Below are 20,996 nucleotides of genomic sequence, written 5' to 3'. Positions count from 1 at the left end.
CGACCATGAAAAAATTTAACACATACCTGTCTGCTTCGCTCATTGCCTGTCTTTCCCTCGCTTCATGTGATAAAGGTTTCGACGAACTGAACGTCAATCCCGTTGCGCTGACGGCCGTTGACCCCGGCTTTCAGCTAAATACGGCCATCATCAACAGCGTACCGGGTTACGGCAATCTCAGCTACGAAACAACCATCGTTAAACAGATGATTACGCCGTTCAGTGGCCAGGGGTCGGCAGCTAATTTCAATCAGGATAACCGGAGTGTGGCGGCTGGCAACTGGAATACGTTCTACCAGACAGTGATTAAGGAGTTGACCGACGCGATCGCCAAAACCAAAGACGATCCTAACCGCACGAACCTCTACAACATGACGCGAATCTGGCGGGCGTATTCGTTCATGATCCTAACCGATACGTATGGCGACATTCCATACACGCAAGCGGGCAAGAGCTATCTGGAAGGTGTCATCGCCCCCGTTTACGACACACAGGAAGCCGTTTATACAGATATTCTCACCGAGCTGGATGCGGCTTCGGCGGCTTTGGATGCGACGAAAACTAAAGTAGCTAGCGATCTCATGTACGATGGTGACGTACCAAAATGGAAACGGCTTGGTTATTCGCTTATGCTGCGGGCAGCCATGCGCCTGTCCAAAGTAAATCCAACCAAAGCCGCCGAATACGTAGCGAAAGCAGTAGCGGGCGGAGTCATGCAATCCAACGATGACAATGCCGTGATCCGGCATACGGCTAGTTTTACCAATCCCGTTGGTTCGCAATTAAATGGCGGTCAGTCGGCGTTCTTTTATCTGGCCGAAGATTTTGTTACGTTCCTCAATAAAACGAATGATCCCCGGTTGGCATCCATCGCGGTCCGTTACGTCGGCGCGACAAGTGGTGCGCAACAGGTCGAGTCGCGGGCAAACCGAACGCCTGCGGTTCAGATCGGCGCTCCGCTTGGCTACGATAACACGACTATCGCCACAGCCGTGACTGCGTCCAAACTGGCCAGCCTGTGGGACTACAGTCAGCTCGACCGAACCCGAATGGCTAGTTTGATAGCGCCCAGTTTTCTGGTCACGTACGCGCAAACGCAGCTCTTACTCGCCGAAGCAGTCGTTCGAAAATGGACCACGGGCGATGCGGCTGTGCTCTACACCAACGGCATCCGATCGCACATGCGGCAACTTGCCAGCTACGGCACCAGCACGGCCATTGCCGACGCAGCCATCACGACCTACGTAACGGCGAATCCACTGACGGCTGGGAAAGAGCTGGAACAGATCAACACCCAGTACTGGATCGCTTCGTTTCTGATCGGTCCCGAAGCCTGGGCCAACTTCCGCCGATCGGGCTACCCCGTTCTGACGCCGAATCCGTATCCGGGCAGTGACCTTAAAACGGAACCCTTCATCCGGCGGCTCACCTACACGGATGCTGAACTGAACGTTAACAAAACCAATGTGCAACAGGCCATTAGCCGGCAGGGCCCGAACTTATTAGATACGCGAATCTGGTGGGATAAGAAGTAAAGTCATCACGTTCTCATGTTTATTCGTTCGAGGGCTATGGGTACGGTTCCCAGCTGGGACTGACGCAAGAGAGGTGACGTGTCCGCCAATTATGAACCTCAAATCACTAAACCTTTTTCCTGAATGACCGATCCACTTTTTATTTTAGCCGTAGGTGTACTAATTGTTGTAGGAGGTATCATTGGCTTGAAACTGCACCCGTTTCTAGCCCTGCTCCTTGGCGCTTTTGTTGTAGCCCTGATGACTCCCGCGTCGGTCATTGAACAATACGCCATCGCGAAAGGCACCGCTCCGGCAGCCGCGCTGGCGCTCTCGAAAAAAAGCGTTGGCGAACGGATTGCGACGGAGTTCGGGGCTACCTGCGGAAAGATCGGCATTCTGATTGCCATGGCCGCGATTATTGGCAAATGCATGCTTGAAAGCGGAGCCGCCGAGCGAATCATCCGGTCCATGTTACGGATAACGGGTATTGAAAAAGCCCCTATTGCTTTCATAATCAGTAGTTTTTTCATTGGTATCCCCGTCTTTTTCGATACGGTCATTTTCCTGATGATGCCTTTAGCTAAAGCCATGACTCTACGCATTGGCAAAAATTACCTTCTGCTGGTGCTCTGCATCATGGCCGGAGCGGCTATGGCTAACTCACTGGTTCCGCCCGCCCCGGGACCGCTGTTTCTGATTGGTGAAATGAAAATACCGATCGGGACCATGATGATTGCGGGGACCATTGTGGGGCTGTTTACCATTACGTCCGGGTACTTTTTCGCGCTCTGGGCGAATCGAAAATGGCCAATACCCTTACGGGATTCGCTGGATGCGCGACTGGAAGATATCAAAGCCATCGCAGCCAAAGAAGATGCTCATTTACCAGCGTTGGGTATATCGCTACTCCCCATCCTAATCCCGCTGGTGCTGATCTGCGCGGATACGGCCTTTAGCGCGATGAGTGCCGAACAAACGTCATCCATAAAACCGATCGTGAACGTAGTGCATTTCCTGGGCGAGAAAAACCTCGCTATCGTTGCGGGGGGCGTAGCGGCTTTGCTGATTTTGCTGAGTCAGAAGAAAAGTGAAAAAGAAGGATTGACGCCTTTCGTACAAGCTGCGCTGATGAGTGGCGGGGGCATTATCCTGATTACAGCGGCCGGTGGCGCATTTGGGGGTATGTTACAGCAATCGGGTATCAGTGGCCGGATTGCCGAGCTGACTAAAGGCTACCAGATGGCGCTGATTCCGCTGGCGTTTATCATTGCCGCCGTTGTCCGTACGGCACAGGGGTCGGCTACCGTTGCCTTGATTACAGCGTCAGGAATTTTGTCGGGTATGGCCACTAATTCACAACTGGCCTTTCATCCGGTATATCTGGGCTTAGCGATTGGTTGCGGCTCGAAACTGATTCCCTGGATGAATGACGCGGGTTTCTGGATCGTCTGCAAACTAAGCAACTTAACCGAACAGGAAGCGCTGAAAACCATTTCGCCCCTGCTCGTCGTGATGGGCGTAACGGGGCTCGTTGTGATTATGATCGCGGCTCAGTTATTTCCACTGGTTTAAAAAGGCATGCCACAGCTTGTTAACTCAGGCTATGGAAAAGTTAAATATATTGAATTGGGAATCCCGAATAAACTGATTAGAGTAGCCTGGACGGCCACGTCCGGGTATAGTATAGATCACTTATCGACCCGGACGTGGCCGTCCAGGCTACTTACTACTATGAAACGGAATAGCTTTATCAAACTCATTTCGGCAGGTTCTGTAGGAGCTGCCACGGTTGGCCTCGAACCGGTCCTGGCTAGTTCGCCAGCTGAACTGAAGAAAGCCGCCCCTAAAAAGGTGCTTATGAAAGTTGGCTGCCAGTCGGGTGGCACGACGATAGAGAATCTGGAATTCAAGGCTCGCCATGGCGTGTATAATATCGATGGCGGTGCGCCGAAAACCATTCTGGGAAAAGGCTGGGATCTGGACGATTCGATGAAGAAGAAAGAAGCCTGTGAGAAATACGGCATTAGTCTCGATGCGTATCACTTTCCGCTGGCGTCGTCGGGCATCGACAAAGCCGAATATCCGAATATCATGCTGGGCAAAAGCCCCGAGCGGGATCGGGAAATCGAAATCCTTCAGCAAATGATTCAGGTAGCGGGGAAAACCGGAATCAAGGTTCTGAATTACAATACAACGATCCTGCCGGTGTTACGTACTAAAAAAACGGTCGATGCCAAGCGGGGAAACGCCATCTACAGCACCTGGAATTACGACGAAGCTGTAAAGCAGAATCTGCCGAAGACCATAGCGGGCGACGTATCGATTGAGCAGATGTTCGAACGCATTACGTACCTTCTCGACCGCATTCTGCCCGTCGCGAAAGAATACAAAGTGAAGCTGGCCAACCACATTGCCGACCCGCCAACGCCGGTTGGGTATCGCGGTATCACTCGCTGGAACAGCCCGGATGTGTTTAAAGGAATTCAACGATTTGCCAAGCTTTACGACAGTCCTTATCACGGCTTTAATTTCTGTATTGGCTCTATTGCTGAGGGATTGAAAGATCCAAAAAACGACATCATGCCAATTATCAAATGGGTGGGTGAGCGGAATCAGATTTTTAACGTACACCTGCGTAACATCAAAGGCGGCTGGAACAATTTTCAGGAAGTGTATCCGGACAATGGGGATATGAATTTCCTGCACGTAGTGAGAGCGTTACGCGATGTCGGCTTTAACGGTATGGTGATGCCGGATCACGTACCCCACCATGCCGCAACGGGGAGCGATTTGCAGGCTTTCTCGTTCTGTTACGGTTATATAAAAGCCTTACTGCAAACCGTGACCGACGAAGTATCGTAACTTTTTCTGACAGGATGGATAGGATTATCGTTGTTTTCTCTTATTCATTCTGTACATCCCGTCGAAACCTTATTTGTATGCAACCCAAAGCAGGACCTAGAATCAGCCAAATTCATATTACCCCCATCGCCATTGTTGACCCACCCCTGCTGAATGCGGCTGGTTTACACGCGCCCTATGCCCTACGTACCGTTGTTGAATTAGTTACCGACGACGGCATTTCGGGTATCAGTGAGATTCCGGGAAACCGGGACATTGACGAAGCCCTGGCAATCGCGAAGGACCTGCTCACCGGCCTTGATGTATTTAACCTGAACGAAATTCGGCAGGTATTATCTGCTCGGTTCGGCACGGAAACAATAAAACGGGGTGAAACGCCCTGGGATCAGCGGAAGCTCGTGCATATTTTCAGCGCTATCGAAGTAGCCTGTATGGACATTATCGGCAAAGTTACTGGGCGTCCCGTCGTTGATTTGCTGGGGGGAAAAATGCGGGATCGGGTGCCGTTTTCGGCCTACTTATTTTACAAATATGAAGGGGCTGGTGGTAAACTGGGTTTCGGCATCGATCCTGACGCAACAGGTTGGGCATCTGCCCGGCAAGCTGCAGCGCTAGACCCGGCAGGTGTTGTCGCGCAGGCGAAAGCGATGTGTGCGGAGTTTGGGTTTCAATCCATCAAACTAAAAGGAGGTGTATTTGAGCCCCGACAGGAGGTTGATGCGATGTTCGCGCTCCGTGAAGCTTTCGGTCCTGACGTACCGCTACGTGTCGACCCCAATGCACTCTGGAAAGTAGAAACGGCGATCCAGTACGGCAAGGAAATGGAGCCGATTCTGGAATATCTGGAAGATCCGGTCCGCGGTCAGGAGAACATGGCGGAGGTTCGCAAAGCCGTCAAAACGCCACTGGCTACAAACATGTGTACGACGTCATTTGAAGATATTCCGAACAGCATCCGGATCGGATCGGAAGACATTATTTTGAGTGATCACCATTTCTGGGGCGGCCTACGTTCGTCCATGACGTTAGCGGGTATCTGCGAGACATTCGGTCGCGGGTTATCGATGCACTCCAACAGCCATCTGGGTATTTCGCTGGCCGCCATGGTCCATTTGGGCGCTGCACTCCCGCAACTCCCCTATGCACTGGATACACACTACCCCTGGCAATCCGACGAAATCATCACCCAAGGGCGCTTCCAGTTTGAAGATGGCGCTGTTGTCGTTCCTTCGGAACCCGGATTAGGGGTTGAGTTAGATCGGCAAGCCTTAGCAACGCTGCACCAAAACTATCTGGATTGTGGCTTAACGAAGCGGGACGATGAAGTCGAAATGCAGAAAGTACAGCCAGGCTGGACATTTCAATCCGTACGTTGGTAAAGCTTTTGAGTGTATTCTCGGACTACGTTCAATAGTTTCTGTCGATCCGCGAATGATTTCTTTCCCTTAGATCAACTCTCGGGCAGGTCTGTTCAGTGCTAATCCCGGAGGGATTTCATATTTATAGAGAAAGTTAACTCCCTGAGCGCCCTGCATGCCGGAGGTATGCCATAAAGACTGTGATTGTGGTTGCATACCTCCGGCATGCAGTTGTGAAATACATAGGCTCACGGCTACAAACATGAGATACCTCGGGATCAAGCTAAACCAACAAAGCAGGCTGCAAAAGAGAACGTAATGACCCTCAGTCGACGGAAATCAGCGGTAGTGATACCACGAACTGTCCATTGTTTTCGAGCAGGGTTGGTAGAGGCTGATTCAGCATCTGATATTTCGACCAGATATTTGAGAGACCAACGCCATTGGATGCCACACGTATACTCTTTCGCTGCACATTATTACGTACCTGAAGCTGGCCCTTTTCATTGGTCATTATGGCAATCGTCAGAGGTCGCTGTGGCAACGCAATATTATGCTTCACAGCGTTTTCGATTAGCAACTGTAAGGTTAGGGGCGGCAGTTGTCGGTTAAGCAGTGGTGGCTCTACCTGCCACACAATACGTAGTGCGCTACCATGTCGGGTTTGCAACAAATGACAATACGACCGAATGAACGTCAGTTCAGCGGCCAGGGGTGTCAGCACCTGATCGTTGGCACGTAGCAAATACCGATACACGGAACTCAGTTCGTCCAAAAAAAGGCCGGCTTTCTGCGTGTCTTCGTCGATCAGCGCACTCAGCGAGTTCAGGCTATTGAACAGAAAATGCGGATTGACCTGCGCCTGTAGCGCCCGGATATGCACTTCGGTTTTTTCCTGTTCAAGACGTTGAACGGCTAGCTCAGCTTCTAACTGGTCACGGTGATGTTTCTCACGTTCGCGCGTCAACTCCTGTTCAACTACCGCGCTCCGAACGGCGGCCTGCCGTTGCCTATAACCCAGTCCCAACGTGAAGCATACCAACTCAGCAATGATTCCGATTTGCATGTATGTTAGCGATACACCCCAGAAAGGCCCTGACCAATCTTCACTGCACCAGTACGTCATCGACAGGAACATGGTCGTTAAGCCCCCCGTCAGCAAAAAAGCCGTACCAAGGGCATACGCTTTTGACACGACATCACCCAGGCTGGCCATTTGACGAATCCCGTACACACCAACGACCGCCATCGCCAACCGCATGGCTATGAACGTAGTTTCGTAAACATTCGGATGCCACATCGACGGCACGTAGCACAGCACCACATGAATCGTTACGTAGCCGACGATACCCACTTTAATCAATTGCAGGTTTCGATAAAATTGGGGCAATCGACGACGCAGGTCCAGAATGGCATCAGCAAAGTCGAAATACACGTAGTAAGCCCCCATCGGGGCAACGGCCCGAACGAAGGAGTTCGTTTCTGCTGAAAACCAGTCCCGGAAAGCGTATACCCGCAGTCCAAAATAAAAAAGCCAGGCCAGCATATAGAGGGTATACAGTCCGTAGCTACGGTCCCGGTAGGTCATCCACTGAACGACATTCAGCAACATAATCGACAGGACCATACCGGTAAAGACGGCTCCCCAAATCTGAAAAGTCATGTGTCGCAGGATGGTAAATTCGTATGGTCGTCAAAGTTGCTGATCCTGTCTGATTCGCTCAAGCACAATCAGGCTGAACTGGAATAAGTACGGAATGAATTGTTTCGACAGAGTGGTAAAGGAGCAGGCATCTTCTGTGAATAGTTACTTCGTTCCGTGGAGTCGGCCGCCCGCTCGGTTCTTCAATCTGAATCGCTAAGGACGGTTCACCGTTGCGTTTCTTAAAAACCGAACCATTGAGAACCGTTCGGTTTTAAGAAACCTCACAGGGCAGGTTTTAGAACCTGCCCGCACCAAGGCGATTAAACCGATTATTTTTCGATCAGTACGTTGGTTTGCGCATTGGCCTCAAACGTATTGGCGGTTGTCAGGTCTGTGTTGGCGGATGCGCCGTAGGCAACGAAAACCCCGTAACCTCCGCTGCCGCTGATACGCGTATTCTTAATCGACATAGCCGCTTTGGTGCCGTAGATAGCAACGTTCGCTTTCTTACCCGACACAATCGAGTTACTACCGGCATAGCTGACCTCCGCGTTCTCCAGCGTATTTTTTGAATCCTGAGAGTAGCAGATAATCCCTCTCCAGAAAGCGGGCGTGCGGTCGGCCCCTGTAAACGTAATCTTTTCGGTAGCCGTGCCTTTCGCAATTAGGTAGCCATCCGTATTGATTCGAATCACGGCATCGCGGTTCATTTCGAGTGTAACGCCGGGGTTCAGTTTCCAGCCCGCATTTACCGTAAACTCGCCATTGATCCGGTACGGAGTTTTATCGGCAAAACCGGTCCAGACAACTTCATTGTTCCCTTTGATACTGGACGACGTTATTTCCACTACGTTACGTCCGTTTCCACCTTTGAACGTCGAGGCTGCATCCAGTTTCGGTACGTTCGTGGCATCCAGCAGAATACCCGCTTCTGTGTTACCGGAGAACGTATTTTGAGCAAATTCGCGAAGGATGCCACCCTCATATACGTAGATTCCATAGCCTTCATTTTGCGAGAACAGGCAGTTTTTCAGGGCAATCTGGGCTTTGTTTCCACCCGAAAGAAACAAAGCCGATTTAGTTGTACTGTAGATCGTGCGGCTACCAGCGTTCATAACCTCGACGTGTTCAAATACGTTGGCGTTGCTACCTGAGTAGAGCGAAATTCCAACCCAATACGCCTGCGTTTTCTGCACACCCACCAATTTGATTTTCTTGTCAGCAGTGCCTTTGGCGATGATTAGCCCACCGTTATCATTCACGTTCATGCGCACGTCCCGCTCGAAGGCAATCACCACCCCCGGTTCGATACTCAGTTCATGGTTTACGTCGATGGACTTCGTGACGATGTAGTCGGGTAAATCGGGGTTCAAAATGCGATCGATAAGGTTCGTTTTAACCGTGATGTTGGCACTGATCGCCAGCGGCTCGGCGGCCGATGCGGTGATGAGCACCTTGTCGGTACTTTTTCCGCTGGCACTCGTTACAGCCAGTTCCAGTTCGTACTCGCCCACTTCGTCGGATTTGAACGTTGGCTTAAATGTGGTTGGCTCTGTTAACGTAACGTTGCTTTTGGCAGGTTTACGGACCAGCGTCCATTGATACGACAGCGGCTTACTCTGGTTATCGGTTGAGGCTGAACCGTCGAGGGTAACAACCTGGCCGACCTGCACCGATTGATCGGGACCGGCATTGGCCATTAGCGAACCACCGGGCGCTACGTCGGGATCTTTCTTACAGCCCGTTAAGAGTAACAGGCTGGCCATGACCACCGTAAGGGCTCGAATAATTACTGATACGATTGAGGCAAGTGTTGTTTGACGAGAAAGGCCTGGAATATAATATTCTGTTGGGTTCATAAAAAAGTGTGTGAGATAGTTGTTTAACTGCCTCAAAAGTATCAGCCCGGATTTTCGTCCAGAAGAGCAAAGTCGACGAAACGTAAAAAACCGCTGCTGAAGCGGTTCTAACTGGGCATAAATCGCTAAAAAATGACCCCTATTAACTGGCCTTAATGAGCGGTAAGGTTACCACAAACTGACCGTCAATTTCCTCTATCGTAGGCACAGGCTGGCCCAGCATCTGATATTTCGTCAGAATATTCGTTAGCCCTACTCCATTGGAAAGTACGCGGGAGGGCTTTTTCTGTAATGTATTACGTACACACAAACCCGCCCCTTGATCGGTTTTGATCTCGATCAACAGCGGTTGTTCGACCATCACTACGTTGTGCTTAACGGCATTTTCGATCAGGAGCTGCAGTGTCAGGGGTGGAAGCTTGTACTCACTAAACTGCTTATCAACCGCCACCATCAGGGCCAATCCCGTTCCATAGCGAGTCTTAAGCAAATGATAATAGGAATTAACGAAAGCCAGTTCCGTATCCAGATCGGTCAGGTTATGTTCCGGTCCGTCGTTACGGTTGGCCTGCAGTACGTAGCGATACACAGAACTCAGTTCTTCCGCAAAAACTTCTGCCTGTTGTGGATTTTCGCCAATAAGTGAAATCAGCGAGTTGAGGCTGTTGAACAGAAAATGCGGATTGACCTGCTGTTTCAGTACGTCTAACTGCCGCTGCATGTGAAGCTGTTTCAGCGCGTACTCCCGTTCAACGCTCTCTTTCCACATTCGGTAGGAGTGAATGGATTCAAAAATACCGACGCAGAGAAGGTTCGATATAAAGCCGATTAGCAACGTCCAGCGAAAAATGACGGGATCGAATCGGTAGCCAGGCACCTTTAGTAAACCGAACAGCCAGAAGATCAACCCCACTAAAACAGCTGCCGCCACTACGTAGAAGAGCAGGCAGTAAGCAATACGCCGGGGTGTCTGATCAAGTTCTGTATACCGATGGCGCATGTACTTCATCCAGGAATCCATCAGCCAGACGAACAATACGTATAAACCCGTAACAAGGCCTGTCACGGGTATAAACAAACGCATATTGTCGAAATACGGCTGCCCCAGAATCAGGTAGTTCGCAAAGAACACGACCGGGTAGAACACCAAAAGAACGAGAAATTCGTGGCGCTCGAACGTAAACCACTGTTTCATGCGTCTCGTTATTCGTTAAGTAAGCGAAAAAGACGTTTGACGGTAAACTGGAAAAAATAACTCAAACCCTTAACTGGCGCTGTGCGTTGCAGAGTGATTGACGTATCAGGCCAATTTGCTCAGCAACGTACGAGCTTCCTCCCGCGCAGCCAGGACCTCCTCATGGCCCATATCATGCTGGTTTTCTGTCTTCCCATCGAAATCCATAGAATCGGTCAGAGCAATAAAATCACGCAGTCGTTTTTTGATGGCGATGTTCGGATCAGCTTCTCTCTGAGTGGAATGCGATACCATCCAGAGAGTAGCCACGGGCAGAATAATCGTTGCGGCAAGTACAGTTTTCATTGTCTTTGTTGTTTAGTGGTGTGTTGTTGAAACAAAAGTAATAGTCCGATAGAGTTACCGAAGTACCAATTTGACTGAAATGGCAGAATCCTATCATGAACTGTAGCTTACGCGAGTCCGACGATACGTAGGCAAACCGCTGGTGCGTTACTAATACACCGCTAGCCAGGGCAGGTTATTGAAAGACAGCTCTCTCTCCCGCATCGGCGATCTGACTTAGCGACCCGTTCGCAGGAGCCATAAAATGGTGTTCACGATACGTTGCAGGTTGCTTTACGCTTGCGTCGGATGGCTAAAAAAGGCGTAATTGCGTCCCACTGAGCATTACGGGGCGGCCTGTGGTGTGATTGGTTTACCCTGTTCTACGGTACGTTGCTGCGGTCATTGCGAAATGTCTTGCCGGGCGGTTAACTCAAAGATGACACGGCGCTCAGTCATTCTCAATTCCCCGATACGTTCTACGACTGGCCTGTACCAAATCTACTATCAATGTCAAAAAACCAAATCTCTGCTACTGCCTTTGCGGACACAAAACCGCATTACAACATACTTGACGGATTACGTGGAGTAGCGGCATTAACAGTTGTATGTTTTCACGTATTTGAAGCCTATGCAACCAGTCATTTAGACCAAAAAATCAATCATGGCTATTTAGCTGTCGATTTCTTCTTTATCCTGTCCGGCTTTGTGATGGGCTATGCTTACGACGACCGATGGAAAACGATGACAGTGGTAGACTTTATCAAACGTAGATTCATTCGCTTGCATCCTATGGTTGTTATCGGGGCTATTATCGGCGCTAGTATATTCTATTTTCAGGGTTGCGCTGCCTGGGACGTGTCAAAAGTATCTGTAAGCAGGCTATTGATTGCGACATGTATAAATGCCTGTCTGATTCCGGCAACCCCCGGTTTTGAAATTCGGGGAGTTGGTGAAATGTACCCGCTAAATGGTCCGAGTTGGTCTTTATTTTATGAATACATTGGGAATATCCTATATGCCATTTTCCTGTGTAAGCTTCCGACCAAAGCTCTTTCTCTAGTTGTATTACTTGCCGGTTTCGGATTGGCAGTCTTCGCTATTTGGGGACCATACGGCGATATATGCGTCGGATTTTCCCTAACGGAAGACAATATACTTGGCGGTTCTCTGCGTCTGTTATTTTCATTCCCGGCAGGATTGCTACTATCCCGCATAGTCAAACCTATCCATGTAAAGGGGGCTTTTTGGATAGGTAGCCTATCTATTGTCAGTTTATCAGCAATACCACGAATCGGCGGTAGTGAACATCTATGGATGAACGGTCTATATGACACAATCTGTGTGGCTATTATCTTTCCTTTACTGGTTTATGTTGGCGCTTCAGGAAAGACAACCGACAAAACAACTACCAAACTATGCAAATTTTTAGGCGATATTTCTTACCCGCTGTATATGGTACATTATCCCTTTATCTATTGGTATTACGCCTGGGTTAAAAATGAAAACCTCACATTTGAACAATCGTTGCCCGGTGCTTTAGCGCTTGTTATCGGTTCTATACTGTTGGCTTATGTATGCCTGAAAATATATGATGAGCCTGTACGCAAATTTTTGACGAAGCGTCTTTTACGAGTAAAAACTAGTTCTTATTAAATCTCCAGCGATAACCACCGGGAATTTCTATTAAATGCTTAGGCGAACCGAAGCATTCTTTTTTACATCTTGTACAGGCCTATTGGCTCTTTACCTGATCAACGAACAATAAATGGGATGACGAAGCAGTGCGTCTGCGGCAAACGACTCTCCTTTGGCTGACCAGTGCCCGTCGCACTCAATATACAGATTGCCCAGATTTCCTTTGTAGGCTAGAAAGGAAGGGGCTAACGGAATAAAGTTAACACCCTTCTCCTGACAGAAGTTGGCCAGCAACGGATCAATCCGGTTAGGCGTTCCCTTTTTCAGAGCTGTAAGATCAGCCAACGTAGGAATGGATACGATCAGCACTTTTTTCCCTTTTGCTTCCGCTATCAATTTTGTTAACGAGTAACTTACGTAATGCCATTCTTCTTCCGAGAACTGCTCATATTTGGTAAACTGGCCGTTACGGTATCGCTTTACAGTTAAGGCATCAGCCAGCCGAAACAGACTGGAGTGGGCCAGCACATCGGCTTTAAACTTATCGCCCAGCGACAGCGTAGCATAAACGGAGTCAACTACGTTTAATAAGGAAGCCTGGGTAGTGTTCCCATGAAAAATGGATTGACTTACGTTCGCCAGGCTGTAATGCAGGGTATAATTTGGATAAACCCCTTGCCAGTAAGGGTTATACTGAGGGTGTTCGACACGTCTATACGCAATTCGTTCGTCCAGAATCTCGAAATCATTCGCTGGCAGAAAACCAATGATCAGCACGTCCGCTGCGTAGGCTTTGGCAACACGCTTGTACATGAGATAATAGTGTACGGGATTAGAGCCATTAACGGCGAAGTTGAGGTGTTCAAGACCTGTTTTTCGCTCCAGAATAGAGGAACAGCGATCACTTGTATTCACCATATAGCCTTCCAGAAACGAATCGCCCACAATGGCAATTCGTTTCTTTGTTAAATCGGGGTTGATGAGCTGACGTTGCCTGTCATGTGCCCCAGCGGCATTGTATGACCAATGAATTGTATCGTCCTGACAGGTCACAAATGTATCGTAGCCATTCGGAACATGTAACCGGCCCGCAACTGGATCCAAATCCCCTGCCGGAAACGGTCTGATCGAGGCAACGCCGGATGGGATATAAAAGCGTCGGAACGTGATCGGCGGGGTTTGTATGTGTTTGACAATAAGAATAAGGTACCCTACGCCTTCAAGGACCAGCAAACAAACCATCCCAGACAACAGGGCTAAACTACCATTCTGAACACTATTTTTCCGGGATGTGAATCCGATGCCAAATCCCAAACTAAGTATATCAAGCCAGAATAGCGTACTGAAAACATTTTGATAGGCAACCCCAGAGATTAGTCGATCGGCGTTACCCCACACCTGATCATAAACGTAACAGAAAGCTAACGAAACAAAGAGCACGCAGGTCAGTAAAGCCCAGAAACGAATTACCTTCCCTCGCACAGATGTGTTCGCCTGACTGAAGTCATGCCTCATACGATCATTGATAAATTATAAAGAATACACTAAATAGTTTTCGATTTTAATAGAATGAACATATAAAGTATTCGCAATTCATTTAGGTAAAAACACACAGCTCAATAGTGCCAGTAATGCCTTCAAGTACAAAAAAATATCTATATTATTCAATTTGGTTTTATTGTATGGTATGCGATTAAAGAGGAAAATCATATGGGAGCTATTCCCTGGTACTCGTTCATTTTCGGTTCAGAGTAGGTACGTTAAGGCCTGCGCTTTGTTACATGCTAAAAACAGACAACCTGAATTGATCATGTCGCTCCTTTTACTACCCAATAGACTTATTTCATCGCTCGCAAGCTTTTTCTTTCTTATTTCCAGTCTGGGTAGCACGCTGGTTCAGGCGCAACCACTTTCTGAGGCAATCCGGCTTAATCAAATTGGCTACTATCCCAATGCAACTAAAATCGCTGTGATGATTGGCGATGCGCAGGGTACGTTTCAGTTGATGACGCCGGATCTTAAAAAAGCCGTATTTACCGGTTCGTTAAGTGGCCCTCGTCAGAATGCTATTTCCGGAAAAACCACTCGCACGGCAGATTTTTCACGCTTTACGAAAACCGGTACGTATGTGGTCGTTGTGCCTGGCCTGGGGCATTCCTACTCATTTGACATTCGGCCAAATAGCCATCGGGACGTAGCGATTGGAGCGGCTAAAGGATTTTATTATCAACGGACAGCTATCGACTTACCGGCCAAGTTCGCGGGTCAGTGGGCACGCCCGGCAGGTCATCCCGACACGCGCGTACTGATTCATCCATCAGCGGCTTCGGCCAGTCGCCCGGCGGGTACGGTCATATCGTCGTCACGAGGCTGGTACGACGCAGGTGATTACAACAAATACATTGTCAATTCCGGCATTACGATGGGTACGCTCCTGTCGCTCTGTGAAGATTTCCCTGGCTACGTTAAAACGCTGAACACCAGTATTCCAGAAAGTACCAACAACGTACCGGACGTACTGGACGAAGCTCTTTGGAACCTGCGCTGGATGCTCACCATGCAGGACCCGAGTGATGGTGGCGTATATCATAAACTGACCAATGCCGGTTTCGACGGCATGGTTATGCCCGACAAGGCGGTAAAAGATCGTTACGTCGTCCAGAAAAGCATTACGGCCACGCTCGATTTTGCCGCCGTTATGGCGCAGGCGAGTCGTGTTTTGACACCCTACAACCGAGCGGTGCCCGGTCTGGCAGATTCCTGCGTATCGGCCGCCGTGAAAGCCTGGAACTGGGCAAAGGCCAACCCGACCATGCTCTACAACCAGCGGGAAATGAACGGCAAATTTGACCCTGACGTAACGACGGGTGGTTACGAAGATCGCGACGCCAGTGACGAATGGATCTGGGCCGCGGCTGAACTTTACGTCACGACCAAAGACGATGCGTACTACACCGCCGTTAATCTATTCCCCGATGCCCGCATCCCATTGCCTTCGTGGGCGCAGGTTCGGACACTGGCTTACTACACATTGGCCCGCTCGGGCAATACCTTAACGGCTGTCGGTAAAAAAGACCTGCCGCAGGTTAAGCAGCGTCTGACAACAATGGCCGATTCACTGATCAAGGGAGCTGACCATCAGGCGTTTCATACGGTGATGGGTAAGTCAGCCAGGGATTTTATCTGGGGAAGCAGCGCCGAAGCCGCTAACCAGGGAATAGCACTTCTCCAGGCGTATCGGCTTACGAATTCACCCAACCGTAGTCGTTACCTTCATTACGCCCTCGGTAACCTTGATTATTTATTGGGACGTAACGCCGTTGGGTATTCGTTCCTGACGGGTTTCGGCGACAAAACCCCTATGCACCCTCATCATCGTCCATCGGTGGCAGATGGTATCGAAGCGCCCGTACCGGGTTTGCTTTCGGGCGGCACGAACGCCAATGCTGCCCGACAAGACAAATGTCCAGGCTACACAACCACCAACGCTGATGAAGTGTATATCGATGCCGACTGCTCGTATGCGTCGAATGAAATTGCCATCAACTGGAACGCTCCGCTGGTTTACCTGGCCGCTGCCCTGGAAGCCCTTCAAACCGACTTAAAAGTTAATTCAGTACAGGAACCTAACAGGCAATAATTCAATCAATTGCTGAGCGAATCGAACGAGTTATTAATTTTTTTTAGAAAGCTAAAACCTAATATACCTATTTATACGTATATACATTAAATGTGCTAGTATCATAGTTATACATGATCATTGTACGCATACACCTAACCTATCGGAATAATAACGCCGTTTTAAATTACTCCTATGCAAAACAACGCAATTGATGCCGCTAATAATCTCGCTCCTCAAACATCCGGCCGCCAAACGTCTTCATCCACATCTTCTACTCCTCCGTTAAGTGCGGCCGAGTATCAAACGTTTAATCAGGCAGCTGAATTATTGAAAACACTGGCGCATCCGCTTCGCATACGAATTGTTCTGACTCTGGCCCAAAAGCGGTCGATGAACGTATCAGCTTTACAGCGCCAGTTAAAGGTTGATCAGGCTATCCTGTCGTATCAATTGACCAAAATGCGGGATCGGGGTCTGTTAACTAGTGTTCGTCAGGGCCAAGAGATTCATTACTCGTTAACGAATACAATGCCGAGCGAAATCATGTTGTTGTTGTTAGCTGGAAATGTTGCCTAAGCGTCTGCGATAATGTCGTAAACTGGCTATTCTTACTCGCTAACAGCCTGGGTCAATGCAATATAAGCCTGTGTCAGCAGGTGTTGATCTGTTGTTAGTCAGCGTTTGTCATGTGCTGATCTTTCTGGTCATGCCGTACCATTGCTTTGGTACGTAGCGCTCCATATCGAAGGCAGCTACGTACCGGAAGATGATACAGCTCAGTGGCTATGTTGGCTTGCAACAGGGTCTACCCAGCGGGCGGGTGTTGGTCCCATTCTCGCTGGATGCCCCCTTCCCGTTCATTTCGGGCGACAAGCGGGTCTGAGCAGATACGATTAGAATTAGGAATACGGGTCTGGGAAGTGCCAACGACGATAGCTGACTTAACCAGTTACGCCCACTTACGAATAACGAATTTGTACCTTAGTTCGGTCAGGTTTAAGTACCCGACCGAACAGAAACGACCTGAAATTCACTAACCGGTGAGACCTGCGAGCAAACGAAGGGAAGGAAGACTCGGGAGCAGACAATAGGCCGTACCCCGCGTAACAATCAGCAACGGCATTGACGTCATGGTAAAGGTTCGTTTGGGCTCCTGAGCCGTCGGGACCGGAATAACGAAATTCGTGCCTATGTTTTTTTGCTTCGTCGGGTTTCGATTCCCCATAACAGCATCCTGTGGGGTCGGATACGCGTTGAAATCAGACGCGAAATCATTGCTGTTCATCCAGCCATAAATCTTCTCAAACTGCCGGGAAAAGCTCCCACACAGAAACAAGCCTACCAGCCCCCTGTCGACCCCATCATCCGTTGTGCCGGTCAAGGTTGTTCCGTAGGGAACGCCCCGCCGAAGAATACGCGGGGCCGTATCACCCTCAATAGGGGTCAGGTGTTCATCACGCGGATTAGCTACCCGCGTATGCGCCGAAAATGGGCATTTGGCTGTACTGACTACGTCCTTATACTTGCTGGTGTCATTCGGCTCAACATAGCCGAAATCTTCGCTATCCTGCGTAGCCGGGTCTGGCGCATCGGGGCTAAGCATCAACGGCGATCCGTTACGCCACCGACCGATCAATTTAGCCGCTACCCATTCCTGCACCTGCTCGGGCGTCTGGCCAATAACCGGTGCGGCAAGGGCCGCCTGCTCTTCGAGCAACGAATTAAAAGCAGCTACGTCCTGGTAAAGAACCCGAAACGCGTTGTAACAACCGTTCTGGGCAAACGTACCGGCGTTTCCGGTTGTTGGCCCCGGTTGAATAATGGACGACGTATCGTAACCGATCAGAAAATTACCCAGCGCACTCTCATCCGTACTGGCTCCGCTGATACCAAGCCCAGGCTCGGAAATACCGTCCCGATAACCAAAATGAATTTCATCGTCCGGCAGCTGGCACTGACTTAGCCGGGACTGGTTCCCCGCCCGCGGGAATAATTCCTTTATGCCGTTCGTAGCGGCTGAGGTCGTGACGAAGGTCGTGAGCGTATCCATGTCGGATGATGTCAGGGCGTAGGCATGGACAACGCAGTGAAGATCCTGATTCTGAAAGTTCTGCCCCCACCACGTAGATGGCGCACTTTCATCATAATCCAGCAGGGAGGCCTGCGACTGACCACTCCAGGGGCCCGTCACAAAATCGGAAGGAAACTGCGCCAGGTCGCTCGTATTCAATACGTTCAGCTGATCAATGCCCGTATAGGTCAGACCAATATTCAACAGTTGCGTCGGTTTGTTTACACCCCAGTCTTCCGCGTTCTGTACCAGCGGAAAGAGGGTTTTGAAAAACGCCTGGGTATCGGACTTATCCGGGAAATTAAACAGAAAATGACAGGAGTACGGGTGCGTATAGCCACGTAGAATCAATCCCTGAATCGCTGACTTATCCGGGGTATTGGTTGAGGTTGTCATGAATAGAGAAAGTTAGTACTGGCTGATGGTCTGTTGATAATCCGCAGACGATCAGCAGACCATCAGTCTGTGCTCTGAAGAATACAGCAATTAGTTCGAGGAGAAAGCCGACTCGATTTGAGCCACCGTTTGCGGATACGCCTGATACAGGTCGGCAGGTTGGTTCAGATTACACGCATTAATGAAATTCTGGAAGCCGTTCAGGTCTGTAACCGGCGGACTTGGTGGATCGAGGGCAATGTCCATAATTGCCTGAAAGGCACCTTTGATGGCCGGGTCTTTATTCCAGAAATAGCTTAGATACGGGTTCATAGCCCCATCGAACGTCGTTACCAGTAGCAACCCCAGAGCCCCTTCGGTTCCCGACGCATTGGGAATAAGCGCAACGCGGGCATAATGCAGAATACCGGACGCATCGAGACCAGCATGCGTTGTCGTAGCAAAGTTGGCGTAAATAGCCTGAGCGGCAGCCTGCGAAGCCGCATCCTGTTTAATTGGCACGTACATAGTGAGTGGAGTAGCCACAGTCGTATTGGGTTTAGGGAGATTGCTTACTCTATTGAAGGCTTTTCAGCGAACGCCTTGTTTAGTCCGATATACGTTCAGCTTCGGGAATGACGGAACCAGCTGATCAAACGCGGGGCTATTCGGCTCCGACCTACAGGATTCGATACAAACTAAAGATGGCTTCAGATCAGCTGGAAAAGTTGGTCGGGAAATCAGGTAACGGTACGATAAAATGGCCGGTCGTCTGGTCGCAAATGACGAAGTACTGGCTCCGGGCAAGTTTCCGCCCGGATGTTGGGTAGGTTTGATTTTTTCATGGTTAAGGGAGGAGGTCGTTTCATTCAGCTTCGGGCGTTCAGCAGGTACAATGGCCTGACGTATACAAACCCGTCGTGAATTTGAGCAAATGTAATCTCAACCTTTGCCAATGAATGATAGATATATTAAATGGTAGCTTTATAAATTAAATGGTATATAAAAAGTATCTACTTAAATTTTATAGTAAACAAATAAATTACTTGTATCCAGATTAATGGTTAGTATATACTAGAAATAAAATAAATTATTCTCAATAAATTACAACAGTAGTTAATTTATGTGGCCTACACTGAGTCTACGTGACGGCCAACTAACTAAATCAAAAATTGGATATTGTAAATTAATACAGACTAATAGTTACAAAAAGAGCTATTCCACTACCGTTTACGAAATGTCGGTCGATTTTTAGTTATTTTTTAAGTAGAGAGTATGGGGAATGACTATTTAGTTAACAACTTGCGCAGTGATTACCAGATTTTGATCTGGCACATCCATCACCCTGCATATTGATCAACTCTTTTTTACAATCAATTTACTCCTAATCAATCAATTCCATGGAACCATTTATCGGTCAAATTTGCCTATTCCCTTACAATTACGCACCCCGTGGCTGGGCTTTTTGCCAAGGACAGTTGCTCCAAATCAATCAGTACACGGCATTATTTTCATTATTAGGTACTACGTATGGGGGCAACGGTCAAACCACCTTTGGCCTACCTGATTTGCGCGGTCGGGTAGCCATCAGTTCGGGGCAGGGACCAGGTCTGGGTTCGTATTCGTTAGGACAAGTAGCCGGTACAGAGAATGTTACACTCAACTCCAACCAGATGCCGTCGCACAGCCACGCGCTCATGGGCTCAACTGACGCGGCAACTGCAAGCACTATCAGCAACAACGTGCCAGCTACATCGAACGGGTCTACTGAAGGAAGTGAAACGCCTGTTACAGTGAACGCTTATGCTGCCGCTAACAATCTGGTTCCCGCCAACCCAAACGCAATTGGCGCAGCCGGTGGTAACCAGGGCCACGACAACATGCAGCCATACCTTTGTCTGAACTATTGCATTGCGCTGGAAGGTATTTTCCCAAGCCGCAACTAGGGGACTGATATTCTTTCGTATACATCCCATTTTTCGCAGGAAACAGGGATAAAGATAAAACATGTGGATACCAATAAGTTGCTTATCTCAGTCGTAGCAAGCAACTTATTGGTCTAATTATAGCCGACGCAGCCGATACGAAAACCAGCTTTTTACGTACGGTAACAACGCCTGCTCAGCTCTTTTGGAGCCCTTCTCTTGGTTAGCCTTGCTCTATGGCTGACACGATCCGTTTTATCCTCTTTTTACCAGTTTAAAAATCCTCAAATTATGAAAAACTTATTCTTAGCTACTCGCTCGATCAACGTTACATGGTTACCTAATAACCGATATTATATCAAGGCAAGTTTACTGCTGATCTGGTTTTTTCTGGGCGTATTATCACTCAGCCAAGCACAGGTTTATTACACCCTCTACGACGGCACCCCAACCACCCAGGTCGATCAGCTTCGACTCATCAACCTCAATGGTACGGGCGATGCACTTATCAAAGACAACTTTGTGCAAACGGCCGGACCGCTGGTCCTGGATGCAGCCAACAACCGCCTGCTGGTGGTCGATATGCGGACCAGCCAACCCTCCAC

Annotated in this window: 16 protein-coding genes and 1 pseudogene; 10 read left to right on the top strand and 7 right to left on the bottom strand. The window is 49.1% G+C overall.

The window, feature by feature from the left end; genetic code table 11:
* Nucleotides 1-5 precede the first annotated feature (5 nt).
* The 4 genes from IC230_RS12430 (at nucleotide 6) to IC230_RS12415 (ending at nucleotide 5,758) form a co-directional block, all read left to right on the top strand.
* On the top strand, nucleotides 6-1,535 hold the full coding sequence (locus IC230_RS12430) for a SusD/RagB family nutrient-binding outer membrane lipoprotein (RefSeq protein WP_191039349.1): 1,530 nt from the start codon (nucleotides 6-8) through the stop codon (nucleotides 1,533-1,535).
* 123 nt (nucleotides 1,536-1,658) lie between these two features.
* Nucleotides 1,659-3,089 (top strand): GntP family permease, encoded by a 1,431-nt coding sequence (locus tag IC230_RS12425; protein ID WP_191039348.1) that lies wholly within the window; start codon nucleotides 1,659-1,661, stop codon nucleotides 3,087-3,089.
* Between the two features lie 159 nt (nucleotides 3,090-3,248).
* Entirely contained in the window at nucleotides 3,249-4,379 is a 1,131-nt protein-coding gene (locus IC230_RS12420) for a mannonate dehydratase (protein ID WP_191039347.1), read from the top strand.
* A gap of 77 nt (nucleotides 4,380-4,456) precedes the next feature.
* Complete coding sequence (locus tag IC230_RS12415; RefSeq protein WP_191039346.1) at nucleotides 4,457-5,758, top strand: enolase C-terminal domain-like protein; 1,302 nt, start codon at nucleotides 4,457-4,459, stop codon at nucleotides 5,756-5,758.
* 304 nt (nucleotides 5,759-6,062) lie between these two features.
* Here IC230_RS12415 and IC230_RS12410 read toward each other — a convergent pair whose 3' ends face one another.
* The 4 genes from IC230_RS12410 to IC230_RS12395 form a co-directional block, all read right to left on the bottom strand.
* Nucleotides 6,063-7,400, bottom strand: coding sequence for a sensor histidine kinase (locus tag IC230_RS12410; RefSeq protein ID WP_191039345.1), 1,338 nt, complete (start codon nucleotides 7,398-7,400; stop codon nucleotides 6,063-6,065).
* 311 nt (nucleotides 7,401-7,711) lie between these two features.
* Nucleotides 7,712-9,241, bottom strand: coding sequence for a right-handed parallel beta-helix repeat-containing protein (locus IC230_RS12405; protein WP_191039344.1), 1,530 nt, complete (start codon nucleotides 9,239-9,241; stop codon nucleotides 7,712-7,714).
* Nucleotides 9,242-9,383: 142 nt separating this feature from the next.
* Nucleotides 9,384-10,436 (bottom strand): sensor histidine kinase, encoded by a 1,053-nt coding sequence (locus IC230_RS12400; protein ID WP_191039343.1) that lies wholly within the window; start codon nucleotides 10,434-10,436, stop codon nucleotides 9,384-9,386.
* A 105-nt stretch (nucleotides 10,437-10,541) separates the two neighbouring features.
* Nucleotides 10,542-10,781, bottom strand: a complete 240-nt coding sequence (locus IC230_RS12395; RefSeq protein WP_191039342.1) for a hypothetical protein — start codon at nucleotides 10,779-10,781, stop codon at nucleotides 10,542-10,544.
* Nucleotides 10,782-11,270: 489 nt separating this feature from the next.
* On the opposite strand from IC230_RS12395, the gene IC230_RS12390 reads away from it, so the two are divergent.
* Nucleotides 11,271-12,416: an acyltransferase family protein gene (locus IC230_RS12390; RefSeq protein WP_191039341.1), complete on the top strand. Its 1,146-nt coding sequence runs from the start codon at nucleotides 11,271-11,273 to the stop codon at nucleotides 12,414-12,416.
* Between the two features lie 90 nt (nucleotides 12,417-12,506).
* Here the strand turns inward: IC230_RS12390 and IC230_RS12385 are convergent, their stop codons facing one another.
* Nucleotides 12,507-13,913: an SGNH/GDSL hydrolase family protein gene (locus tag IC230_RS12385; protein WP_191039340.1), complete on the bottom strand. Its 1,407-nt coding sequence runs from the start codon at nucleotides 13,911-13,913 to the stop codon at nucleotides 12,507-12,509.
* A gap of 295 nt (nucleotides 13,914-14,208) precedes the next feature.
* Here IC230_RS12385 and IC230_RS12380 point away from each other — a divergent pair, with 295 nt between their 5' ends.
* Both IC230_RS12380 and IC230_RS12375 read left to right on the top strand, forming a co-directional pair.
* The gene (locus IC230_RS12380; protein ID WP_191039339.1) at nucleotides 14,209-16,038 is read left to right on the top strand and encodes a glycoside hydrolase family 9 protein; all 1,830 of its coding nucleotides are present in this window, start codon (nucleotides 14,209-14,211) and stop codon (nucleotides 16,036-16,038) included.
* A 174-nt stretch (nucleotides 16,039-16,212) separates the two neighbouring features.
* Nucleotides 16,213-16,596: an ArsR/SmtB family transcription factor gene (locus tag IC230_RS12375; RefSeq protein WP_191039338.1), complete on the top strand. Its 384-nt coding sequence runs from the start codon at nucleotides 16,213-16,215 to the stop codon at nucleotides 16,594-16,596.
* Nucleotides 16,597-17,053: 457 nt separating this feature from the next.
* Here IC230_RS12375 and IC230_RS12370 read toward each other — a convergent pair whose 3' ends face one another.
* Together IC230_RS12370 and IC230_RS12365 are read right to left on the bottom strand one after the other, a co-directional pair.
* Nucleotides 17,054-18,487, bottom strand: coding sequence for a Dyp-type peroxidase (locus IC230_RS12370; protein WP_191039337.1), 1,434 nt, complete (start codon nucleotides 18,485-18,487; stop codon nucleotides 17,054-17,056).
* A 90-nt stretch (nucleotides 18,488-18,577) separates the two neighbouring features.
* On the bottom strand, nucleotides 18,578-19,012 hold the full coding sequence (locus tag IC230_RS12365) for a hypothetical protein (protein WP_191039336.1): 435 nt from the start codon (nucleotides 19,010-19,012) through the stop codon (nucleotides 18,578-18,580).
* An 89-nt stretch (nucleotides 19,013-19,101) separates the two neighbouring features.
* Here IC230_RS12365 and IC230_RS12360 point away from each other — a divergent pair, with 89 nt between their 5' ends.
* The 3 genes and pseudogenes from IC230_RS12360 to IC230_RS12350 all read left to right on the top strand — a co-directional run.
* Nucleotides 19,102-19,296 carry a hypothetical protein gene (locus IC230_RS12360; RefSeq protein WP_191039335.1) on the top strand — a complete coding sequence of 65 codons (195 nt, stop codon included), beginning with the start codon at nucleotides 19,102-19,104 and terminating at the stop codon, nucleotides 19,294-19,296.
* Between the two features lie 570 nt (nucleotides 19,297-19,866).
* The gene (locus IC230_RS12355) at nucleotides 19,867-20,412 is read left to right on the top strand and encodes a phage tail protein (RefSeq protein WP_191039334.1); all 546 of its coding nucleotides are present in this window, start codon (nucleotides 19,867-19,869) and stop codon (nucleotides 20,410-20,412) included.
* Between the two features lie 270 nt (nucleotides 20,413-20,682).
* Nucleotides 20,683-20,996, top strand: a pseudogene (locus tag IC230_RS12350) (hypothetical protein); the annotation flags it as partial.

This window comes from Spirosoma validum (assembly GCF_014699035.1).
Classification (GTDB): Bacteria; Bacteroidota; Bacteroidia; order Cytophagales; family Spirosomataceae; genus Spirosoma; species Spirosoma validum.
This window is presented reverse-complemented; position numbering and strand designations above follow the sequence as displayed.